Source organism: Chthonobacter albigriseus (assembly GCF_013839445.1).
GTDB lineage: Bacteria > Pseudomonadota > Alphaproteobacteria > Rhizobiales > Pleomorphomonadaceae > Chthonobacter > Chthonobacter albigriseus.
On record NZ_JACDIT010000001.1, the window covers coordinates 693,330 to 716,005 of the forward strand.

Annotated in this window: 17 protein-coding genes; 5 read left to right on the forward strand and 12 right to left on the reverse strand. The window is 67.5% G+C overall.

All coding sequences use genetic code 11. From position 1 onward, the window contains the following. Positions 1-86 precede the first annotated feature (86 nt). The 4 genes from parA (at position 87) to HZ321_RS03120 (ending at position 6,479) form a co-directional block, all read left to right on the forward strand. Positions 87-719, forward strand: a complete 633-nt coding sequence (parA, locus tag HZ321_RS03105; protein WP_181700102.1) for a ParA family partition ATPase — start codon at positions 87-89, stop codon at positions 717-719. Between the two features lie 267 nt (positions 720-986). Then, the gene (locus tag HZ321_RS03110; RefSeq protein ID WP_181700104.1) at positions 987-3,479 is read left to right on the forward strand and encodes an EAL domain-containing protein; all 2,493 of its coding nucleotides are present in this window, start codon (positions 987-989) and stop codon (positions 3,477-3,479) included. Between the two features lie 166 nt (positions 3,480-3,645). Then, positions 3,646-5,547 carry a putative bifunctional diguanylate cyclase/phosphodiesterase gene (locus HZ321_RS03115; RefSeq protein WP_181700106.1) on the forward strand — a complete coding sequence of 634 codons (1,902 nt, stop codon included), beginning with the start codon at positions 3,646-3,648 and terminating at the stop codon, positions 5,545-5,547. A gap of 14 nt (positions 5,548-5,561) precedes the next feature. Beyond that, complete coding sequence (locus HZ321_RS03120; RefSeq protein ID WP_181700108.1) at positions 5,562-6,479, forward strand: ABC transporter substrate-binding protein; 918 nt, start codon at positions 5,562-5,564, stop codon at positions 6,477-6,479. Between the two features lie 6 nt (positions 6,480-6,485). On the opposite strand, the gene araD is transcribed toward HZ321_RS03120, so the two are convergent. From araD to HZ321_RS03170, 10 genes are all read right to left on the reverse strand, one after another. Further along, on the reverse strand, positions 6,486-8,228 hold the full coding sequence (gene araD / locus HZ321_RS03125; protein ID WP_181700110.1) for an L-arabinonate dehydratase: 1,743 nt from the start codon (positions 8,226-8,228) through the stop codon (positions 6,486-6,488). Between the two features lie 110 nt (positions 8,229-8,338). Then, positions 8,339-9,571 carry a multiple monosaccharide ABC transporter permease gene (gene mmsB / locus HZ321_RS03130; RefSeq protein WP_181700112.1) on the reverse strand — a complete coding sequence of 411 codons (1,233 nt, stop codon included), beginning with the start codon at positions 9,569-9,571 and terminating at the stop codon, positions 8,339-8,341. Next, complete coding sequence (gene mmsA / locus HZ321_RS03135; protein ID WP_181700114.1) at positions 9,568-11,115, reverse strand: multiple monosaccharide ABC transporter ATP-binding protein; 1,548 nt, start codon at positions 11,113-11,115, stop codon at positions 9,568-9,570. Before mmsA ends, mmsB begins: the two co-directional genes overlap by 4 nt. 126 nt (positions 11,116-11,241) lie before the next feature. Beyond that, positions 11,242-12,309 (reverse strand): multiple monosaccharide ABC transporter substrate-binding protein, encoded by a 1,068-nt coding sequence (gene chvE, locus HZ321_RS03140; RefSeq protein WP_181700116.1) that lies wholly within the window; start codon positions 12,307-12,309, stop codon positions 11,242-11,244. A 311-nt stretch (positions 12,310-12,620) separates the two neighbouring features. Next, positions 12,621-13,523 (reverse strand): GntR family transcriptional regulator, encoded by a 903-nt coding sequence (locus HZ321_RS03145; RefSeq protein ID WP_181700118.1) that lies wholly within the window; start codon positions 13,521-13,523, stop codon positions 12,621-12,623. 245 nt (positions 13,524-13,768) lie between these two features. Then, positions 13,769-14,002 (reverse strand): hypothetical protein, encoded by a 234-nt coding sequence (locus tag HZ321_RS03150; protein WP_181700120.1) that lies wholly within the window; start codon positions 14,000-14,002, stop codon positions 13,769-13,771. Between the two features lie 152 nt (positions 14,003-14,154). Continuing rightward, complete coding sequence (locus HZ321_RS03155) at positions 14,155-15,060, reverse strand: hydroxymethylglutaryl-CoA lyase (protein ID WP_181700122.1); 906 nt, start codon at positions 15,058-15,060, stop codon at positions 14,155-14,157. Further along, positions 15,057-17,042 carry an acetyl/propionyl/methylcrotonyl-CoA carboxylase subunit alpha gene (locus tag HZ321_RS03160; RefSeq protein ID WP_181700124.1) on the reverse strand — a complete coding sequence of 662 codons (1,986 nt, stop codon included), beginning with the start codon at positions 17,040-17,042 and terminating at the stop codon, positions 15,057-15,059. The genes HZ321_RS03155 and HZ321_RS03160 overlap by 4 nt, the downstream gene beginning before the upstream one ends. Further along, a complete protein-coding gene (locus tag HZ321_RS03165) occupies positions 17,039-17,812 on the reverse strand; it encodes an enoyl-CoA hydratase-related protein (protein WP_181700126.1) in 774 nt (257 codons plus the stop codon). The genes HZ321_RS03160 and HZ321_RS03165 overlap by 4 nt, the downstream gene beginning before the upstream one ends. Next, positions 17,809-19,416: a carboxyl transferase domain-containing protein gene (locus tag HZ321_RS03170; protein ID WP_181700128.1), complete on the reverse strand. Its 1,608-nt coding sequence runs from the start codon at positions 19,414-19,416 to the stop codon at positions 17,809-17,811. The genes HZ321_RS03165 and HZ321_RS03170 overlap by 4 nt, the downstream gene beginning before the upstream one ends. A gap of 170 nt (positions 19,417-19,586) precedes the next feature. Between HZ321_RS03170 and HZ321_RS03175 the strand changes: the two genes are divergently transcribed. Then, positions 19,587-20,990, forward strand: coding sequence for an FAD-binding oxidoreductase (locus tag HZ321_RS03175; protein ID WP_181700130.1), 1,404 nt, complete (start codon positions 19,587-19,589; stop codon positions 20,988-20,990). 26 nt (positions 20,991-21,016) lie between these two features. Here HZ321_RS03175 and HZ321_RS03180 read toward each other — a convergent pair whose 3' ends face one another. Beyond that, positions 21,017-22,243: an RNA polymerase sigma factor gene (locus tag HZ321_RS03180; RefSeq protein WP_181700132.1), complete on the reverse strand. Its 1,227-nt coding sequence runs from the start codon at positions 22,241-22,243 to the stop codon at positions 21,017-21,019. A gap of 3 nt (positions 22,244-22,246) precedes the next feature. Further along, a complete protein-coding gene (locus tag HZ321_RS03185) occupies positions 22,247-22,609 on the reverse strand; it encodes a YciI family protein (RefSeq protein WP_181700134.1) in 363 nt (120 codons plus the stop codon). Between the last annotated feature and the right edge of the window lie 67 nt (positions 22,610-22,676).

The window sequence follows — 22,676 nt, forward strand, 5'->3', positions numbered from 1 at the left end:
AGTGATTGTGCAGTGCAGTGCGCGCCGGCCCCGGGGCTCCTCGTATCCGCGTTCCAATTCATACCCTCGACCGGAGACGACAGACCATGACCGGCAAGATCATCGCCATCGCCCAGCAGAAGGGCGGTTCGGGCAAGACGACGCTCGCCGCCCATCTGGCCATCGTGCTTGGACAGGGGCGTTCCGTCGCCATCCTCGACGTCGACCCGCAAGGCAGCCTCGGCGAGTGGCTGGAACTGCGCGAGAAACGCCTCGGCGAGACGGCAACCGGCCTTGTGTTCCGCACCGCCAGCGGCTGGGGCGCCAAGCGGGAGGCGCGCAGTCTTGCCCGCGACCACGATCTGGTGGTGGTGGACACACCGCCGAAGTCGGACCTGGAGGCGCGCCACGCCATCGAATCCGCCGATCTCGTCGTGGTGCCGATCCAACCGACGCCGGTGGACCTGTGGGCGACCGGATCGACGCTGGCGATGATCGAGAAAGGCGGACCGCGGGCGCTCCTGGTGGTCAACCGCCTGCCGCCGCGCTCCCTGTCGACCCAGGCCGTCCTCGCCGAGATCGACCGGCTGGAAGCGCCCGTTGCTGCCACGCGGCTCGGCAACCGGGTCGCCTACTCGGCGTCGATGGGCCTCGGGCTCACGGTTCCGGAGCATGCGCCGGGCAGCAAGGCGGATGTGGAGTTCCGGGCGCTCGCCGCGGAGGTTTGGAACAACGCATAGCGTCGGCCCGTTTTCGTGAGTTCCGGTTGCATATCGAATAACAGACGGCAATCGATGCGTGCCGTCGCGCCATATCGGGGCTTTCCCGGGGCACGGTGCGGCGAAATGTACGGCTATATTATCCGTTTTCTAATTCTTATGAGGCAATGTTTTCTCGAGTGCAGTGTCGCGACTGGCGCGGTCGGGAGCTGGAAGGCGCGAGGACGTATGACGGTGGCGGACCCCCGCTCGAACAGTTCGAAACCTTTCGAGGACGGTGACACCGACTTGACGCGCTACCTCGTGGGCATCGAAAGCGCGGGCCTCGGCGTCTGGGACGCCGACCTTCAGACCGGCCAGTGCTACTATTCGCCGGCGTGGAAGGCGATGCTCGGCTACGGTCCCGACGAGATCGACAGCGGCTGGGATATCTGGCTGGACCTGATCCACCCCGACGACAAGGACCAGGCTATCCGCTCCGGCGACGAGCACATGGCGGGGCTGACGCCGCTCGCCAAGGCCGAGTTCCGGATGCGACACAAGGACGGGCACTGGGTCTGGGTGCTCGACCGCGGCAAGGTCGTGGCGCGCGATCCGGAGGGACGGCCGACACGGATGGTCGGTGTCCAGACCGACATCACCGAGCGCAAGACCGCCGAACGGCAGATCGAGATCCTGGCCGAGCGCGTCCAGCTCGCCGTCGAGGCCGGCGGCATCGGCCTGTGGCACTACCTGATCGGCGAGGACCAGCTGGTCGCGGACCGGCGGGCCCATGAGATCTTCGGCACCGACCCCACGCGTCGGTCGCGGGGCATAGCCGGCTGGGCCGCTCTGCTCCACCCGGATGACCGGGAGCGTGCGCAGAAGGAACTCGCCCGCTCGCTGCGCGAGGACAAGCCCTTCGACACCGTCTACCGGATCGTCCGGCCGTCCGGAGAGATCCGGCATGTGCGCGCCTTCGCCCGCACGATGCGCCAATCCGAGGGCGAGGACCTCTTGATCGGCACCTGCTGGGACGTCACGGAGCAGGTCACCGCCGCCGAAGCGCTCGCCTCGGAGAAGGAGCGGCTGCGCATCACGCTGCAGTCGATCGCCGACGCGGTGATCTGCACCGATGTGTTCGGCCGGGTCAGCTTCATGAATCTGGCGGCCGAGATCCTCACCGGGTTCGTCGAGCCGCTCGCCGTCGGCAATCCTTTGGAAGCTGTGTTCAAGCCGGTGCACGAGGAAACGGGCGAGGCCCTGCCCTCGCTTGCCCGCGAGGCGATCCGGCTGCGGCGCGCCGTCGAGCAGCCCCACCCGGCGATGCTGATCCGCCGCGACGGCGACCACCGCTCCATCCGCGACATCGGATCGCCGGTCATCGCCGCCAACGGCGAAGTGGTGGGCGCCGTGCTGGTGGTCCAGGACGTCACGGCCGCGCGGGCGCTGCAGCGCGACCTCGCGCACGCGGCGACCCACGATTCCCTCACCGGCCTGAAGAACCGCTCGTTCTTCGCCGGGGCGCTCGGCCGGGCGATCGAGGATGCGCAGCCGCACCGCGGCGAGCCCAGCGTCCTGCTCTACGTCGACCTGGACCGCTTCAAGATCCTCAACGACACCGCCGGCCACCATGCCGGCGATGCGCTGCTGCGACAGGTGGCAACGCGGATCGCCGGTCTCGTCCGCCGGCAGGATGTGGTCGCGCGGCTCGGCGGCGACGAGTTCGCCTGCCTGCTGCTCGGCTGTCAGCCCGAGCAGGCGGAGCATATCGCCCAGACCATCGTGGACGAGATCGGCCAGATCCGCTTTCCCTGGGGCGACCGCGTCTACGAGATCGGCGCGTCGGTCGGCGTGGCGATGCTGGATTGTCCGGGCCTCACGGCGGAGACCGCGCTCAGCCAGGCGGACGTCGCCTGCTACGCCGCCAAGGCGGGCGGGCGCAACCGCGTGTCGGTCTACCGGCCGGACAGCGGCGATGCGTTCCGGCACATGGCCGACCTGAAGATGGCGGCCGGCATCAAGGACGCGATCCAGGAAAACCGGTTCCGGCTCTACGGCCAGGAGATCCGCGACCTTCACGCGCCGCTGGCGCGCGGCCGGTCGGTGGAGCTGCTGACGCGCATGGTGGCGTCCGACGGCACGGTCGTGATGCCCGGCGCCTTCATTCCGCCGGCCGAACGGTTCGAGCTGATGGCAGTGCTCGACCGGTGGGTGCTCCGGACGGCGATCCGCGATTTCGGTGCCGCCATCATGGCGATTCCCGGCCTGACCATCGCTGTCAACCTGTCCGCCAATTCGCTCAGCGATCCCGGGCTCTGGCCCTATCTATCCGCCGAGTTGCAGGCCGGCTCGCTTCATCCGTCCCGGCTGACGCTGGAGATCACCGAGACGGCGATGATCAACAACTTCGTCGCGGCGGAGCGGTTCGTGTCCGAGGCGCGCGCCTTCGGCTGTCGGATCAGCCTCGACGACTTCGGCTCGGGGGTCTCCAGCTTCTCCTACCTGAAGCGATTCCGGGTCGACGCCATCAAGATCGACGGCGCGTTCGTCCGTCAGATCGGCGGCAACGGCTTCGACCGCACCATCGTCCGTCTGATCGGCGAGGTCGCCGCCGGCCTTGGTATCGAGGCGATCGCCGAGTGCATCGAGGACACGGACGCCCTGGAGGCGCTCGCCGAACTGGGCGTGCGCTACGGCCAGGGATTCCTGTTCCATCGGCCGGAACCGCTCGGTGACTTGCTCGCCGCGCTCGGGGGCACCGCTGCCGACGCCCTTCCGGCGAAGACCAGCGCCGCCTGACCCATCTTCACCGCCTGTTCACCACGATTGCACGCATGTCGAGTGCGGCCGATCCATTGCGCGCGCTCACCCGTACACTGTCATTTTTTGCTTTGGCAATTTTACCTGAATTAAATCTCCGGATGCGAATATCTCCCTCTGAGATGGACTCTCGGAGGAAACGGGCTTGTCACGCCATCACGCGGCATCTCCAGAACGGGGCAACCCTGCCCCTCAGGGTTCGACGCCGGTCGCCAGCCCGAATATCGTCGGACGGACAGTATCGGTTCTTGTCGGCGCCACCGCCCTGATCGTCGCGGCCATCCTGCCTTGGGCCTACTACAGCGCCGCCGAATGGCGGCTCCGCGGGGAGATCGAGGCCGAGCTGAAGTTGCACGCCCAGGAGGCCGGGATTGCCGTCGGTCAGAATCCGGACCTCTGGAACGCGCTTGCCGGCACCGAACCGGTGACGAGGCTGATCCATCTGCCGAACCAGGTGCGCGGCGACGCCAAGAACCAAACCGGTTTTCGCCTTCGCATCCTCAGGCCGGACGGCACGCCCGTGGTCGACGAGCCGTCGGTCCAGCCGTTGCTCTGGCCGGTGATCACGGCGAAAGCCGGCTTCCTGCGCGATCTCGGCGTCATGGAAATCAGCGGAACGCTACGTCCGGTGCTGTTGGAAACGCTCAAGGTCGCACTCGGATCCGCGTTTCTGGCGCTTCTGCTCTTCTATCTCGTGCGCGAACTGCCGATCAGGCTCCTCAACCGGGCCATGGCCCGGGCCAACTTCCTGGCGCGGCACGACGTGCTCACCGGGCTGGGCAACCGCGCCCTCTTCATCGAGCAGTTGGAGATCGTTCTCGGATCGCAGAGGACGTCGCAACGACCGGCGGCGGTGTTCTTCGTCGACATCGACCACTTCAAGGCCGTCAACGACACGCACGGGCATACCGCCGGTGATTGCCTGCTGCGGGCCTTCGCCGACCGGCTGAAGGGTGCGGTGCGGGCCGGAGACACCGTCGCGCGGCTCGGCGGTGACGAGTTCGCTGTGATCAGCACGCAACTGGGCGATCCTGGCGAGGCGATGCCGATCGCCCAACGCCTGCTCGCCATCACCGCGACGGAGACCGATCCGCCGCTGCCCTATGCGGAGCGGTTGGGGATCAGCATCGGGGTCTGCGTCATCAAGGCCGACTCCGGGCTGACGCCGGCCGCGATCCTGAAGAACGCCGACGTCGCGCTCTACCAGGCGAAGGCCACCGGCCGCGGGCGCGCCTGCCTCTTCAGCGCCGAGCTCGACGGGCAGATCCGCGCCCGCAGGAGCCTGGAGGAGGACCTGCAGACCGCCGTTCGCGAGGGCCAGTTCAAGCTGGCGTTCCAGCCGCAGGTGGACCTGCGGACACGGCGGATCATCGGTGCCGAAGCGCTGCTGCGCTGGGACCGGCCGGGGCATGGCTCCGTCTCGCCCGCCGAGTTCGTGCCCGTTGCTGAAAGCACGGGCATCATCTGCGACATCGACCGCTGGGCGCTCGAGGAGGCCTGCCGCGTCGCGGCTCAACTTCCCGGAGACATATCCATCGCGGTCAACGTCTCGCCCATGCAGTTCCGCCGGGACGACTTCGTCCCCGGCGTGATCGCCGCGCTCTACCGCTCGGGGTTGCCGGCCCACCGGCTCGAGCTGGAGATCACCGAAGGCATGATGCTGAAGGACGGTCCGGAGACCTTCGCTACGCTCGATCTGTTGAACGAGATGGGCGTTCGGGTTGCCGTCGACGACTTCGGCGTCGGCTACTCCAGCCTCGGCTACCTCAGCCGCTTCGAGTTCGACCGGATCAAGATCGACCGGATGTTCGTGATGAAGGTCGACAGCGACCCTTCAGCGCTCGCTGTCGTGAAGGCGGTAATCGGCCTGTCGCAGGCGCTCGGTTTCAAGCTGATCGCGGAGGGAATCGAAACCCACGCCCAGGCTGCGACGCTGATCCGGTTGGGCTGCGTGGAGGGTCAGGGCTTCCTCTACGGTCGCCCGATGCCGGCGGCAGACCTCGCCGATCTTCTGGCTTCACCTTTTTCCCGCGCCGTCTCGGTCTGAGGAAACGCATGCGCATGAAATCCACGGCTCTCGGCATGATCACCCTATGCCTGGCTGCCACATGGCCGGTAGCGGCTCCTGCCGCGACCATCGGCTTCGCTCAGGTCGGCCACGAGAGCGAATGGCGGATAAACTTCACCAAGAGCATGGTGGACGAGGCACAGAAGCGCGGCACCACGTTGCGGATCGTTGATGCCGACGGATCGCGCGCGGTGCAGGTCGAGGCGATCCGCCGTTTCATCGCCGAGGAGGTGGACGCGATCGTGCTCGCCCCCGTGGTGATCGACGGCTGGGACGAGGTGCTCGAGGAAGCGCGGCTCGCAGGCATTCCGGTGTTCATCGTCGACCGCGCCGTCGACGCCGATCCCAAGCTCTACGTCACCCGCATCGCCGCCAACTTCAACCTGGAAGGCAAACTCGCAGGCGCTTGGCTCGCGCAGGCGAGTCTCGGCCGCTGTGCGATCCTGGAACTTCAGGGGACGCCCGGATCGGCGGCCGCGGTGGAACGCAAGCGCGGCTTCGAGAGCATCATCGAACAGTTTCCGGGCATGCGCATCGTCGGCACCGGAACCGGACACTTCACCCGCGCCCAGGGCCAGGCGACGATGACCGATCTGCTCGTCGCGGCTCGCGATCCCGACGCGATCTGCGCGGTCTTCGCCCACAACGACGACATGATGCTGGGGGCGATCGAGGCGATGAAAGCGGCCGGGCTGGACCCCGGCCGCAAGCCCTTGACGATCTCGATCGACAGCGTCAGCGCGGCCTTCGCGGCGCTGCGGGCCGGGGAGCTCAACGTCACGATCGAGCTCAAGTCCGACATCGGCGGCCATATTCTCGAGGTCGTCGAGGGCTACCTGGCGGGCCGCCGCGACTACCCGAAATGGATCCTGGTGCCGAGCGACCTGCACGAGGGAGCGCCGCGGCCCTAGCCGCGGTCAGTGGCTGTCCCGCTCCACCTTCGAACCCCGGCATCCCACCAGGAAGTCGAAGTCGGCGCCGGTGTCGGCCTGCATCACGCGGTCCACGTAGAGGCCGGCATAGCCGCCCGCACCGGCGAGGACGGGCGACACCCAGGCCTTGAGCCGCGCCTCCAGCTCGGCTTCGGAGATCTCCAGCGTCAGCCGCCGCGCGGGCACGTCGACCGCGATGATATCGCCGTCGCGCACCACCGCGAGCGGGCCACCGTCGGCGGCTTCCGGGGCGGTGTGGAGGATCACGGTGCCGTAGGCGGTGCCCGACATGCGGGCGTCGGAGATGCGGACCATGTCGGTCACGCCCTTCCTCAGCACCTTCGGCGGCAGGCCCATGTTGCCGACCTCGGCCATCCCCGGATAGCCCTTCGGGCCGCAGTACTTCAGCACCATCACGCAGGTCTCGTCGATGTCGAGCGCCTCGTCGTTGATGCGGGCGTGGTAGTCCTCGATGCTCTCGAAGACGACCGCGCGGCCGCGATGGACGAGCAGGTGCGGCGAGGCCGCGGAGGGCTTCAGGACCGCGCCCTTGGGGGCGAGGTTGCCCTTCAGCACCGCGATGCCGCCGGACTGGGTGAGCGCCTTCTCCACCGGCAGGATGACGTCCTCGTTCCAGTTCGGTGCATCCTTGACGCCGTCCCAGATCCCCTCGCCGGTGACGGCCAGGGCGTCCTTGTGCAGCAGACCCATCTCGCCGACCGCGCGCATCACGGCGGGAAGGCCGCCGGCGTCGTAGAACTCCTCCATCAGCCAGCGGCCGGACGGCTGCAGGTTGACGATGGTCGGCACGTCGCGGCCGAGGCGGTCCCAGTCGTCGAGGTCGAGCTTGATGCCGATGCGGCCGGCGAGCGCCAGCAGGTGCAGGACGGCGTTGGTGGAGCCGCCGATCGCGCCGTTGACGCGGATGGCGTTCTCGAAGGCTTCGCGGGTGAGCACGTCGGAGGGCTTCAGGTCGTCCTTGACCATCTCCACTATGCGGCGTCCGGAGAGCTGGGCGATGACGCGGCGGCGCGCGTCCACAGCCGGGATTGCGGCATTGCCGGGCAGCGTCATGCCGAGCGCCTCGGCCATCGAGGCCATCGTGGAGGCGGTTCCCATGGTCATGCACGAACCGGCGGAGCGGGCCATGCCCTGCTCGGCGTCCATGAACTCCTCCAGCGTCATGGCGCCGGACTTCACCATCTCGGAGAACTGCCAGACGGCGGTGCCGGAGCCGACCGGCTGGCCGCGCCACTTGCCGTTCAGCATCGGGCCGCCGGAGACCACGATGGCGGGGATGTCGACGCTCGCCGCGCCCATCATCAGCGAGGGGGTGGTCTTGTCGCAGCCGGTGAGCAGCACGACCCCGTCGATCGGGTTGCCGCGGATCGCCTCCTCGGCGTCCATGGCGGCGAGGTTGCGGAACATCATGGCGGTGGGGCGCAGCGTGCTCTCACCGCAGGAGAACACCGGAAACTCCACCGGGAAGCCGCCGGCCTCGTAGACGCCGCGTTTCACCCGCTCGGCGATCTCGCGAAGGTGGGCGTTGCAGGGGGTCAGCTCCGACCAGGTGTTGCAGATGCCGATGATCGGCCGGCCGTCGAAGGTGTCGGCGGGCAGGCCCTGGTTCTTCATCCAGGAGCGATGCATGATCGCGTTCTTGCCGGTTCCGCCGAACCAGTCCTGCGAGCGGAGTGCGCGCGGCCACGTGGCCTTCACGAAGGTCATCTCTTCATCCTCATCACGCCCGGCAGGGCATACGACGTTCCCGTCCGGCGCCCAGGCGGGTGCCGGTTGTTGCCACTTCCCAATCCGTCCGTCAGACGAAAGCCCGCCCGTCAGCTCTTGTTCTTGTAGTAGACGTCCAGGCACACGGCGGCGAGCAGCACCAGGCCCTTGATGACCTGCTGGTAGTCGATGCCGATGCCCAGGATGGACATGCCGTTGTTCATCACGCCCATGATGAAGGCGCCGATCACCGCGCCCACCACCGTGCCGACGCCGCCGTAGGCGGAGGCGCCGCCGATGAAGCAGGCGGCGATCACGTCGAGCTCCAGGCCCTGGCCCGCCTTCGGCGTCGCGGAGGTGAGGCGGGCGGCGTAGATCATGCCGGCGAGCGCGGAGAGCACGCCCATGTTGATGAAGGTGTAGAAGACCAGCCGCTCGGTGTTGATGCCGGAGAGCTTGGTCGCCTTCTCGTTGCCGCCGAGGGCGTAGATGCGCCGGCCGATCGTGGTGCGGGTCGCGACGAAGGAATAGAAGGCGATCAGCACGCCCATGATGACGAGCACGTTGAGGATGCCGCGGTAGGTGGCCAGCGCCCAGCAGAGGCTGACGATGGCGGCCACCACCAGGATGTTCTTCGTCACGAAGATCGGCGCCGGCTCCTCCTCCATGCCATGGGCGCGCTGCTCGGCCCTGTTGCGCAGGTTCAGCCACACCAGGAAAGCGGCGAGCGCGATGCCGACCAGCATCGTCGTGACGTGGAAGTTAGGGCCGAAGATCTCCGGCAGCGTCAGTCCGAGGCCGTCCTTGCCGATGAAGTCCGGGAGGAAGCCGTTGGAGATGCGCTGGAATCCTTCGGGGATCCGGATCGACATGGACCCCAGCAGCGCGATCATCAGGCCGCGGAACACCAGCATGCCGGCGAGTGTGACGATGAAACTCGGGATCTTCTGGTAGGCGACGAAATAGCCCTGGATCGCGCCGATTGCGCCGCCGGCCACCAGGCACAGCAGGAAGGCGAGCGCCGGGTGCAGCGACCACGGCACCATCATGGTGGCGGCGAGGGCGCCGACGAAGCCGGACAGGAAGCCGACCGAGAGGTCGATGTGCCCGGCCACGATGATCAGCAGCATGCCCAGCGACATGATCACGATGTAGCTGTTCTGCGAGATCACGTTGGTCAGGTTGACCGGCTTGAACAGGATGCCGTCGGTGGCGAAGCCGAAGAAGGCCATGATGACCAGCAGCGCCAGCAGCATGCCGTATTGGCGGACATGGGTGCGCAGATAGTGCGTCCAGGAAGGGCCGGCGGCGTTGCGGTCGGTGGGGATCGTGATCTCGGTCATGCGGCACCCGCGTCCTGCAATTGTCCATGCCTGATGATGGCGGTCATGATCTTTTCCTGGCTCGCTTCGGCCACCGGCATCTCGGCGACGAACTCGCCCTCGTTCATCACGTAGATGCGGTCGCAGATGCCGAGCACCTCCGGCATCTCGGAGGAGATGACGATCACCGCCTTCCCCTCGTCGGCCAGGGCGTTGATGATCTTGTAGATCTCGTATTTCGCGCCGACGTCGATGCCGCGCGTCGGCTCGTCCAGGATCAGGATCCGCGGCTCCGAGAAGAGCCACTTGGAGAGCACGACCTTCTGCTGGTTGCCGCCGGAGAGCTGGCCGACCTTCTGATAGATGCCGGACGAGCGGATGCCGAGGCTGTCGCGGAAGCGGCTCGCCACCTTCTGCTCCTTGATGTCGTCGATCACCGTCACCTTGGACACGGCCTTGAGGTTGGCCAGCGTGACGTTGGTCTTGACCGGCTCCTCCAGCACGAGGCCGAGCTGCTTGCGGTCCTCCGTGACGTAGGCGAGGCCGGCGTCCAACGCCTTCGGGATGGTCGAAATGTCGACCTCGCGGCCGTCCACCAGGGCCGTGCCGGAGATCTTCTGGCCGTAGGAGCGACCGAAGACGCTCATGGCGAACTCGGTGCGCCCGGCGCCCATCAGGCCGGCGATGCCGACAACCTCACCGGCCCGCACGTTCATCGACACCCGGTCGATCATCACGCGGTCGGGGTGGAGGTGGTGGTGAACCGTCCAGTCGCGCACCCCGAAGATCACGTCGCCGACCTTCGGAACCCGCTTGGGGAAGCGGTCGGACATCTCGCGGCCGACCATGTGGCGGATGATCTTGGCCTCGCTCAGCGGTTCGACGGTGCTGTCCATCGTGGCGACGGTCTGGCCGTCGCGCAGCACGGTGATCCGGTCGGCGACCTTGGAGATCTCGTTGAGCTTGTGGGAGATCAGCACGGAGGCGATGCCGCGCTTCTTGAACTCGATCAGGAGGGCGAGCAGCGCGTCGCTGTCGCTCTCGTTCAGGCTGGCGGTGGGCTCGTCGAGGATGAGGAGCTTGACCTTCTTCGACAGCGCCTTGGCGATCTCCACCAGCTGCTGCTTGCCGACGCCGATGTTGGTGATCAGCGTCTCCGGCCCGTCCTTGAGGCCGACCAGCTTGAGGAGCTCGCGGGTGCGCGAGAAGGCTGTGGACCAGCTGATCACGCCGCGGTTGGCGGTCTCGTTGCCGAGGAAGATGTTCTCGGCGATGGAGAGCTGCGGCACCAGCGCAAGCTCCTGGTGGATGATGATGATGCCCAGCTTTTCGCTGTCGTGGATGCCGCGGAACCGGCATTCCTGACCCTCGAAATGGATCTCGCCGGCGTAGCTGCCGTGCGGATAGACGCCCGAAAGCACCTTCATCAGGGTGGACTTGCCGGCGCCGTTCTCACCGACCAGGCCGAGAATCTCGCCCTGGCGGACCGTCAGGTTGACGTCCGACAGTGCCTTGACGCCCGGGAACTCCTTGGTGATCCCACGCATCTCTAGGATGTTGTCCATGGCGGCTTCCGGTCCCCGGCCGCTTGCGCGGCGTCACGCATCCACTCGAGGGGATGATGGCCCCGATCGTCGCGGAACAGAAGCCCGGCGCGCACGAGCCGCCGGGCTTCCTTTCCGATCGACCGATCAGTTCTCGATCTGCTCCTTGGTGTAGTAGCCGGAGCCGACCAGGATCTCCTCCCAGTTCGACTTGTCGACCAGCACCGGCTTCAGCAGGTAGGACGGGACGACCTTGACGCCGTTGTCGTAGGTCTTGGTGTCGTTGATTTCCGGCTCCTTGCCGGACAGCACGTCGTCGACCAGCTTGGCGGTCACCTTGGCGAGTTCGCGGGTGTCCTTGAAGATGGTGGAATACTGCTCGTTGGCGAGGATCGACTTGACCGACGGAAGCTCGGCGTCCTGACCGGAGACGACCGGGTAGGGCTGCTCGGCGGAACCATAGCCGACCGCCTTCAACGACGACAGGATGCCGATCGACAGGCCGTCGTAGGGCGACAGCACCGCGTCGACGCGCTTGTCGGTGTAGAAGGCCGACAGGAGGTTGTCCATGCGGGCCTGGGCGACCGCGCCGTCCCAGCGCAGCGTACCGACGGTGTCCATGCCGGTCTGGCCGGAGCCGACCACGAGCTTGCCGCTGTCGATGTGCGGCTGCAGCACGCTCATGGCGCCGTCATAGAAGAAGAAGGCGTTGTTGTCGTCCGGCGAACCGCCGAAGAGCTCGATGTTGAAGGGGCCCTTGCCCTCCTCGACGCCGAGCGCCTTGACGATCGAGGTCGCCTGCTGAACGCCGACCTGGAAGTTGTCGAAGGTGGTGTAGTAGTCGACGTTGCCGCTGTCGCGGATCAGTCGGTCGTAGGCGATGACCTTGATGCCGCCATCGGCCGCCTTCTGCAGGACGTCCTTCAGCGTGGTGCCGTCGATCGCGGCGATCACCAGCACCTTGGCGCCCTTGGTGATCATGTTCTCGATCTGGGCGAGCTGGTTCGGAATGTCGTCCTCGGCGTACTGCAGGTCGGTCGCGTAGCCGGCGGCCTGGAACTCCTTGACCATGTTGTCGCCGTCGGCGATCCAACGCGCGGACGACTTGGTCGGCATGGAGATGCCGACGGAGCCCTTGTCCTGGGCGAAGGCTGCCGAGGTCAGGGCGGCGGCGCCAATGGCGAGCGCTGCCACGAAGGTCTTGAATGCTTTCACGGAAAATCCTCCCTCACCAACTTTGTTCGAAAGCTTGTCTGGCTCTGCGCTTTCGTTTTCGTCGTGCCGGACGGCCGGACCTCTCCCCGGCGCAGACCGACGTAGACAAGAAAACCTTGTGGTCCCTCCCCGGAAAACGGCGCGCGCCTCGTCCCGTCCAACACGTCGCCGTGTCGGGCATCAGACGGTGGAGCCGCGGCCTATAACAGTCAAATGACGAGTTGGCAGGGAGCTATATCGAAATTGATATGGAAATCCCACCGGGAGCATCCCGTTCCCGCGACCGGTTCGCGGGCGAGGGGTGCAGCGCCCTATTCCACGGGACGGTCCGGCGCGTCCGGGATCGATTGCAGCAGCGTTTCGCGCGCCGATCTCAGGTGCCGCTCGCAGGCGTCCCGCACCCGGGCGTAGTCGCGCGACTTGAGCGCGGCGATGTAATCAAGATGCTCGCGGATGGCCCGCTCGTTGCGGGTCCGCTGCTCGGTCTTGTTCCATTGGTAGTGGTAGTGGAAGATCATCGCGATCACGTCATAGAAGTCGCGGATGAAGCGGTTGTGGGACGCGTCGTGGACGAGGCGGTGGAAGCGCTCGTCCAGTTCGGAGAAGTCGCGGTAGCGGTTGTCGATGTCGGCGAGGATCTCCCTGTGCAGGGCTTCGATCGCGTCGAGTTCGGCCCAGTTGGGATGACCCGGGTCGAGGCGGACGAACGCGGCGGCCGAGCGTTGCTCGAACATCTCGCGCACCTCGGTCAGTTCCAGGGCGAAGGCTGTGGTGAAGCCCTTCAGGATCCAGTGGCTGTTGCGGCGCTTCTCGATCAGGCCGAAGCGGCTGAAGCGGATCAGGAACTCGCGGACGCTGGAGGTGCCGACGCCGATCTCGCGGGCCATTTCCAGTTCGTTGATCTGCATGCCGGCCTCGGCGCCGCCGGCCAGAATACGGCGCATGAAGCTGCGCTCGATAATCTCGGAAAGGCTGTCGGTCTCCTCCTCCGGATAGAAGTCGGCCTGTTCCGGGGTGCGCAGAACGGCCTTGTGGCGGTTGCGCCATTCCAGGATGCCGGCTTCCTCCAAGCGCTTCATCACAGCGCGGACCGTGGTGCGGCTGACGCCGAGGCGCTTGCCGAATTCCGGTTCGGACGGCAGGACCGGCGCTTCCTGGAGCAGCCGCAAGCTTCGGTTGTAGGCTTCCTTGAACACGGTATTCTGTCTGGCCATCCGATCCTTCGCCTATCCACCGCCCGGCTCACGCGCGGGGCGCTGCCATCCCGCGCGCGATTTGTCAGGTCTGGACGCAAGCACGGATGGAAACGAAAGAAAAGGCGGATGTTCGTCGCTGCCGGACGCCTCCCGGTTCAGGCGATCCGCCCCGGTGAGGTTTCGGCTGCCGCCGGACCCCGGCCGCACGTGGCTAGCGAACCGGCCGGTCCGGGCGGGTCATTCCTGCAGGGGGCGGCCGGGCCTCAGTTGCCCTCCGGGCCCGGCGCGGTGAGGCCGCGGTAGTCGCTCACCTTGACGCAGATGATCCGCAACTCGCCGCTGCGAAAGGCCTGCTGCTCCTCCGGCGTCAGCAGCGAACGGACGCTTTCCAGATCCTGCTCGCAGGCGTCGCGCGCCTTGTAGGGGCCGTAGTCGGAGACGACGGTCACGTCCGGGCCGAGAAGGAGATGGATGCTGACGAACAGGACGACCCACATTTGGCACCACGCGATTCGAGTTCGGGGCAACCCAAACCGATCATGACGGCGCATTCGTGGTTGCGCACGCCATCGTTCCGCTTATCGACATAATATGTGCAACGTTCAGGATCGAGGCACCGGACAGACCGGCAAACAAGCACGGTCGCCCTTCAGTATGGATGTCGCGCTCTCCAGGCCATGGCTGCCTTGGATTGCGAGGGTCGGCCGATCGTTCGGCAGATGCGCTCGCCGGCACGCGAGAGGCGGTCGAGATCCACGCCCGTCGCCACGCCCATGCCCTCCAGCATGGTGACCAGGTCCTCCGTCGCCAGGTTACCGCTCGCCCCCGGCGCGTAGGGGCATCCGCCGAGGCCGGCGACGGATGCGTCCACCGCCGCGATACCGAGGTCCAGGCAGGCGAACACGTTGGCGAGCGCTTGCCCGTTGGTGTCGTGGAAATGCACCGCCGTGCGTTCCGTGCCTATGCCTGATATGACTGCAGCAGTCATCTCACGTGCAGCAATTGGCGTCCCGACGCCAATGGTGTCGCCGAGCGAAACCTCGCGGCAGCCGCGTTCGGCCAGCCATCCGGCCACCTCCACCACCCGGCTGACCGGCACGCTCCCCTCATAGGGGCAGCCAAGTGCGCAGGATACGTATCCCCGCACCGGCAGGCCGCGCGCGACCGCCGCGTCGATCACCGGGCCGAGGCGTCCGAGAACCTCAGCTATCGATCCATTCGTGTTGCGCTGCGAGAATGTCTCGCTCGCTGCAGCAAACACCGCGACCTTGTCCGCGCCGGCCGCGATCGCCTCCTCCAATCCGCGCGGGTTGGGAACCAAGGCGGAGAGGACCACGCCCGGCCTGCGGGCGACGCCGGCGAACACCTCGGCGGTGCCCTCCATCTGCGGCACCCAGCGCGGCGAGACGAAGCTGCCCGCCTCGATCCACCGGAGCCCCGCGTCGGCGAGATCATCAACGAGGCGGATCCGGTCGGCGACCGAAACCCTGACCGACTCGTTCTGGAGACCGTCGCGCGGCCCCACCTCGACGATGCGGACGGCAGGGTTCGTCATGTCGCCTCCACGATGACCAATTCGACGCCTTCGTCGACTACGTAGCCCACCTCGGCGCCGAGAAACGCGACTACACCATCGTGCGGAGCGCGGAGCACGTGCTCCATCTTCATCGCTTCAACCACGACCAGCGGTGCGCCCCGTTCCACCTGGTCGCCGACCGAGACCATAAGCGCCACAACCGCGCCCGGCATCGGCGACAGCACGCGGTCGACTGCGTGAGTTCCGGTGGCAGGCCCTCTCCACGGGTCCAAGACTCTGAACGCCAAGGGTTCTGCGCCCTTGAGGAGCACCACCTCGTCGCCCTCGACATGAACGCGAAGCTGCAACCGTCGGCGTCCCAGGGTGGCGATCATTTGTCCCTCGGGGGACAGCGTAGCGGCGGTTTCCAGCCGTTCGCTGTCCCCGGCCAGCACCGTCCGCCCGCCCTCCGTCTCGAAGCGCAGGGTCTGCTCGACGCCGCCTGCCGACAGGGTGATCTCCTCCATCGCCGGGAGGTTCGGGTTGTAGGCGCCGGCGGTTGCGAACGGCGAATACGGGTCGGACGGATCGATCCTGCGGACAGCCGTCCGGGCGGCCCGGACGGCAAGCGCCGCGAGCTGGAAATCCAGCGTTTCGGCCGGTACTGATGGGGCGAGGAGTTCGTCGCGGTGGCGGTCTATGAAGCCTGTGTCGAACCTTGCCGATCTGAACGCGGGGTGGTCCACGATCCGCGCCAGCAGCCGCCTATTGGTTGTGACGCCGACCACCTTGGTTGCATCGAGCGCCGCCGAAAGCCGGGCCAAAGCGCCCTCCCGGTCCGGGCCGTGGGCGATCAGCTTGGCGATCATGGGGTCGTAGTGGTGGCTGACCGTGTCCCCCACCTCCACGCCGGCGTCGATCCGGACTCCGTCCGGGAACGCCAGCCGCCGCAGCCGGCCCACCTGGGGCACGAAATCGCGGTCCGGATCCTCCGCATAGAGCCGGGCTTCGACTGCATGTCCTTGACAACGCACGTCTTTCTGGTCGAGCGGAAGCGGTTCGCCGGCGGCGACGCGGATCTGCCATTCCACCAGATCGAGCCCGGTGATCGCCTCGGTGACGGGGTGCTCGACCTGCAGCCGGGTATTCATCTCCATGAAATAGAACGCGTTTTCCTCGGTGATGAACTCCACCGTCCCAGCGCCGACATAACCGACCGCCCTTGCCGCCGCCACCGCCGCCGCGCCCATCTCGGCCCGCATCCGATCGGAAAGGTTCGGTGCCGGGGCCTCCTCGATCACCTTCTGGTGGCGTCGCTGGATCGAGCAGTCGCGCTCGAAAAGGTGGATCGTGTTGCCTAAACCATCAGCGAAAACCTGCACTTCAACATGCCGCGGGGCCGTCAGATACCGCTCCACCAGGACCCGGTCGTCGCCGAAGGACGCCATCGCTTCGCGCTTGGCGGAAGCGAGAGCGGCGGGGAAGTCGCCGCTCGCCTCGACGATCTTCATACCCTTGCCGCCACCCCCGGCGGAGGCCTTGATGAGAACGGGATAGCCGATCCGATCGGCGGCGGCCGTCAGCGTATCCGGGTCCTGGTCGGCCCCGTGGTAGCCGGGCACCAGCGGCACCTTTGCCTTTTCCATCAGTGCCTTGGCAGCGCTTTTGGAGCCCATCGCGCGGATCGCTTCGGGCGGCGGGCCGATCCAGGCGAGCCCGGCGGCCTCGACCGCCTCCGCGAATTCGGCGTTCTCCGACAGGAACCCGTAGCCCGGATGGACCGCGTCGGCCCCGGCGATCCGGGCTGCTTCCAGCACCCGATCGCCAGCCAGATAACTGTCGCGGGCCGGCGCCGGGCCGATCCGCACCGCCTCGTCGGCCGTCCGGACGTGCATCGCCCCGGCGTCGGCCTCCGAGTAGACCGCTATGGCGCGAATTCCCAGACGTTTGGCCGTTTTCATGACGCGGACGGCGATTTCGCCCCGGTTGGCGACCAGGATGGCTCGGATCGGGCGCGTCATGCCGGCCACTCCGGCTTGCGCTTCTCCAGGAAGGCGGCGAGCCCCTCGCGGGCGTCGGGGCTCGCCCGGCGCTCGGCGATCCGACGGGCGGTCTCCTCGATCAGCACATCGTCGATCGGCCCGTCGACGTCGGCGACGAGATCCTTGGCCGCCCGGATCGCAGCCGGGCTGCCGGCCAGAAGCGCGGCGACGATCCGGTCGACGGCACCGTCCAGTTCGTCCGGCTCGGCGAGTTCGTGGACCAGTCCGATCCTGTGGGCCGTTTCGGCCGAAATCCGCTCCGCGGTCAGGAAGAAGCGGCGGGCCTGGCGGGCGCCGATGGCGCGAACGAGGTAGGGCGAGATTACGGCCGGGATCAGTCCGAGACGCACCTCGGAGACCGCAAAGACGGCCGCGGTGGAGGCCACGACGATGTCCGCAGCCGCGGCAAGACCGGTCGCGCCGGCCATCGCAGCGCCCTGGACGCGGACGACGACCGGCTTCGGCGACCGGTCGACGGTTCGCATCAGGTCGGCCAGCGCCCGCGCGTCGGCGAGGTTTTCCGTTGCGTCTGCATCGGCCATGCGCCGCATCCAGGAGAGGTCCGCGCCGGCGGAGAAGTGCTTGCCGGCGCCCGACAACACGATCACCCGCACCGCCGGATCGGTAGCGGCGCGATCGACCGCCGCCCCGAGCGCCGTCACAGTCGGGCCGTCGAAGGCATTGGCGACCTCGGGCCGGTCGATCTCGATGCGCGCCACCGCGCCGTCCAGGCGTTCAGTTACCGTCACATCCGGAACACGCCGAAGCGCGTCTCCCTGGCAGGGGCGTTGAGCGAAGCGGATAGCGACAAGGCGAGCACCAGGCGCGTGTCGGCCGGATCGATCACCCCGTCGTCCCAGAGCCGTGCGGTGGAATAGTAGGCGCTGCCCTGCTCCTCGTACTGGGCGCGGATCGGCGCCTTGAAGGCGTCCTCCTCGGCCGGATCCCAGGCGCCGCCGCGGGCTTCGATCTGGTCGCGCTTCACCTGCGCGAGCACATTCGCGGCCTGATCGCCGCCCATCACGGAGATCCGGGCGTTCGGCCACATCCACAGGAAGTTCGGGTCGAAGGCGCGGCCGCACATGCCGTAGTTGCCGGCACCGAAGGAGTTGCCGATCACCACGGTGATCTTCGGCACCGCCGCGCAGGCGACCGCCATCACCATCTTGGCGCCGTCCTTGGCGATGCCGCCGGCCTCGTAGCGGCGGCCGACCATGAAGCCGGTGATGTTCTGCAGGAAGACCAGCGGAATGCCGCGCTGGGCGCAGAGCTCGACGAAATGGGCACCCTTCAGCGCGCTTTCGGAGAAGAGAATGCCGTTGTTGGCGACGATCCCGACCGGGTAGCCCCAGATCCGCGCAAAGCCCGTCACCAGCGTCGTGCCGTAGAGCGGCTTGAACTCGTCGAACTCCGAGCCGTCGACGATGCGGCCGATGACCTGGCGGATGTCGAAGGGCTTCTTGGGGTCGGCTGAAACGATGCCGCCGAGATCGGCGGGATCGAGGAGCGGATCGGCGGGAGCGCGGAGTTCCGGCCCGGCAGGCCGCGGCCGGCTGAGTCCTCCGACGATGTCACGGGCAAGGCCGAGGGCGTGTGCGTCGGTCTCGGCCATCAGGTCGGCGACGCCGGAGGTGCGGACGTGCACGTCAGCGCCACCCAGGTCCTCGGCGGTGACCACCTCGCCGGTGGCCGCCTTCACCAGCGGCGGGCCGCCGAGGAAGATGGTCGCCTGGTTGCGCACCATGATCGACTGGTCGGCCATCGCCGGCACGTAGGCCCCGCCGGCGGTGCAGGATCCCATGACGACCGCGATCTGGGGAATGCCGGCCGCCGACATGGTCGCCTGGTTGAAGAAGATGCGGCCGAAGTGGTCGCGGTCGGGGAATACCTCGTCCTGGTTGGGCAGGTTCGCGCCGCCGCTGTCGACAAGGTAGACGCAGGGCAATGCAGTGCGGGAGGCAATCTCCTGCGCCCGCAGGTGCTTCTTCACGGTCAGCGGGTAGTAGGTGCCGCCCTTCACCGTGGCATCGTTGGCGACGATCACGCATTCCCGCCCCGAGATCCGACCGATGCCGGTGAGGATGCCGGCGGAGGGGACCTCGTCGGCGTAGAGGCCGTTGGCGGCCAGCTGCGAGAACTCCAGGAACGGCGTGCCAGGGTCGATCAGCGTGCGGATCCGGTCGCGGGGCAGCAGCTTGCCCCGTGCGAGATGGCGCTCGCGCGCGGCCGCGCCGCCCCCTTCGGCGACAGCCGCAGCCCGCGCCTTGAGGTCGGCGACCTTCTCGGCCATGGCTGCACGGTTGGCGGCATAGTCCGCCCCGCGCCGGTCCACCGCATCGTCTATAGCCGCCATCGAGACCTCTTGAATTATTCGAACGTACGTTCGATTATTTCACCTCCGAAGTCAAGGCGACGGTGCTTCGGGGCCTTGGCGATCGCTGCGGTTCAGGGCATCGTTACCGTCTGCAGCGGGTATTTCGCGCACCAAGCCCAGGCCATCGCAGCCACGAGGATCCGACGACCATGTCCGCTGCCGCGCCGCTCGCCCCCTCTGCCGTCGAAGCCGCCATCGCCGACCTGAAGGTTCTCCTCGGAGAACGGTGCTCGACGACGCAGGCCGACCGCGAGCACCACGGGCGGGACGAGTCGCCCCACCCGCTCTGTCCGCCGGACGCCGTCGCCTACGCCCTCTCCACCGACGAAGTCTCGGCGATCGTGAGGATCTGCCGACGCCATGGCGTGCCGCTGATCGCGTTCGGGGCGGGCACATCGCTGGAGGGGCACACCTCGGCGCTGCGCGGCGGTGTCACCGTCGATCTCTCGCGGATGAACGCGGTGCTCTCCGTGCGGCCGGAGGACCTCGACGTCACCGTCCAGTGCGGCGTCACGCGGCAGCAGCTCAACACGCACCTGCGCGACACCGGCCTGTTCTTCCCTGTCGATCCCGGCGCCCACGCGACGCTCGGCGGCATGGCGGCGACGCGCGCCTCGGGCACCAATGCGGTGCGCTACGGCACGATGCGCGAGAACGTCCTGTCGCTCACCGTCGTGCTCGCCGACGGAAGGGTTCTGAAGACCGCCAACAGGGCGCGGAAGTCCTCGGCCGGTTATGATCTGACCCGCCTCTTCGTCGGATCGGAAGGCACGCTCGGCATCATCACCGAGGTGACGCTCCGCCTCTACGGCATCCCGGAAGCCGTTTCGGCCTCGATCTGCGCCTTTCCGGACATCGAAGCCGCCGTCGACACGGCGATCGCCTGCATCCAGTCCGGCGTGCCCGTCGCCCGCGTCGAGCTTCTCGATACGCTCGCCATGACGGCCTTCAACCGCTGGTCCAAGTCGGACCATCCCGAGACGCCGACCCTGTTCTTCGAGTTCCACGGGACGCCGGCCGGCGTGGCCGAACAGGCCGCGATGGTGCGCGAGATCGCGGACGGTTTCGGCGGGTCGGCCTTCCGCTTCGCCGAGGGCGCGGAGGCGCGCAACCGCCTGTGGGAGGCGCGGCACAATTTCCACTACGCCATCCAGGCGATGCGGCCCGGCGCCTCCGCCTACGGAACGGACACCTGCGTGCCGATCTCGCGGCTCGCCGAATGCATCCGCGGCGTCTTCGAGGACACGAGGAATGCGCCGTTTCCCGTCTCGGCGCTCGGCCACGTGGGCGACGGGAACTTCCACATGACCTTCCTTGTCGATCCCGCCAATCCGGAGGAGGTGCGGCTCGCCGAGGCCTACAACGAAAGGCTCGTCCGGCACGCGATCGCGCTCGGCGGCACCTGCACCGGCGAGCACGGCGTCGGCTTCGGCAAATCGAAGTTCCTGCGCGAGGAGCACGGCGACGTCGCGCTCGACGTGATGCGGCTGCTGAAGCAGGCCCTCGACCCGGAGGGGATCCTCAATCCCGGCAAGATCCTGCCGGAGGGCTGAGCGCGGTCGGCATCCGCGATCGACGGTCAGCCGCCGGCTCTTGCCAGAAGAAAGGCCCGCACGCCCGGATCCTCGCTCAGGCCCGCGGCGTGCCGCAATTCGACGGCCGCTTCGTCGCGTCGATCGAGCCTTGCGAGGAGGTCGCCGCGCAGAGCGTGAAACGGCTGATGATCCCGGACACGCTCCTGCGGCAGGTCCGACAGAGCATCGAGCGCGGTCTCGGCTCCCGCCACGTCGGCCAGGACGGCGATCCGCCCGAGATGGTTGCCGATCGTCGGGGCGAAGGCGAGCAGGTGATCATAGAGCTGTAATACGGCCGCGCCGGCATTTCGGCCGGACAAGCGGGCATAGACAGCGGCGGACTGGATGGCCGCTTCGATCTGGAATCGGCCGGGCCTGCCGGCACGGGCCGCGGTCATCAGTTCCCGCTCGGCCTCGAAGACGAGATCCCTGTTCCAGAGCGTCGTATCCTGGTCCGCCAGCGGAACGTAGGCGCCGTCAGGCGTGCGGCGGGCGGCATTCCGGGCTTCACAGTGAAGCATCAAGGCCAGCAGGCCGCGCACTTCAGGATCGGTCGGCGACACCTCGAGAAGCACCCGGGCGAGCCAGATCGCTTCCTCCATCAGGCCCTTGCGACGCGTGTCCGTCCCCGCGATGCCGTCCCACCCGGCGCCGTAGGCCGCGTAGATGGCTTCCCGCACCCGTTCGCCGCGCGCTGCGATCTCATCCGGCCCGGGCTCCTCGAAGCGCAAGCCCCGATCGCGGATCTCAGCCTTGGCCCGACTGAGCCGCTGTCCCATCGCCGCCGGCTGAATGAGAAACGCGGAGGCGATCCGCGCCGCATCCAGGCCGAGGACGGTCTGGAGCATCAGTGGGGTCTGGGTCTTTTCCGGAACCGCCGGGTGGGCGCACACGAACATCAGCGCCAGACGACGGTCCGGAATCGCCGCCTCAGTGGCTTCCTGTTCGGCGAGGATGGCCAAGGTCGAACCCGCGTCGCCGCGGACCTTTGCCGAACGCGCGCTGTCGGCCAGACGATGCCGCGCCGCGACGCGGAGCCAGGCATCCGGCTTCTCCGGAATGCCGGACGCGGGCCAGGTCTCCAGGGCCTTGCGAAAGGCGTCGGCCAGCGCGTCCTCGGCGGCCGACATGTCTCGCCATTCGCGGGCAAGCCAGGCGAGCAACTTGCCGTAGGAGAGACGGGCAGCCCGTTCGGCGGCCCGCGCTGCCGCGCTGGAGGGGCTGCCCGACATCGCTCAGTTCGTATTCATCGGCGGCAGAACCGGCCGCACCTCGACGGACCCGATCGTGGACGCCGGGCTGCGTGCCGCCCAGGCGATGGCGTCCTCCAGATGCGGCACGTCGACGACGAAGTAGCCGCCAAGCTGCTCTTTCGTCGCGATCACGGGTCCGTCCTGGACCAGGCGCTCGCCGTCGCGGATGCGGACCGTGGTGGCGGTGTGCGGCGCTTGCAGTCCCGCACCGCTCACCACGATGCCGGATTGGTACATGGCGCCGATGTAGGCGGTCCAGGCGCCCCAGTAGTCGGGCGACTTCACGGGATCGGCGCGGTCGATGAAGGTGCTCTCAGGCTCGTAGAAGGAGATCATGTACTGCATGGCTCGGGCTCCAGCTTCGTTGCGAATGCTCGCATGCCCTGGCTCCGAAGCGAAGGGGGCGGCATTC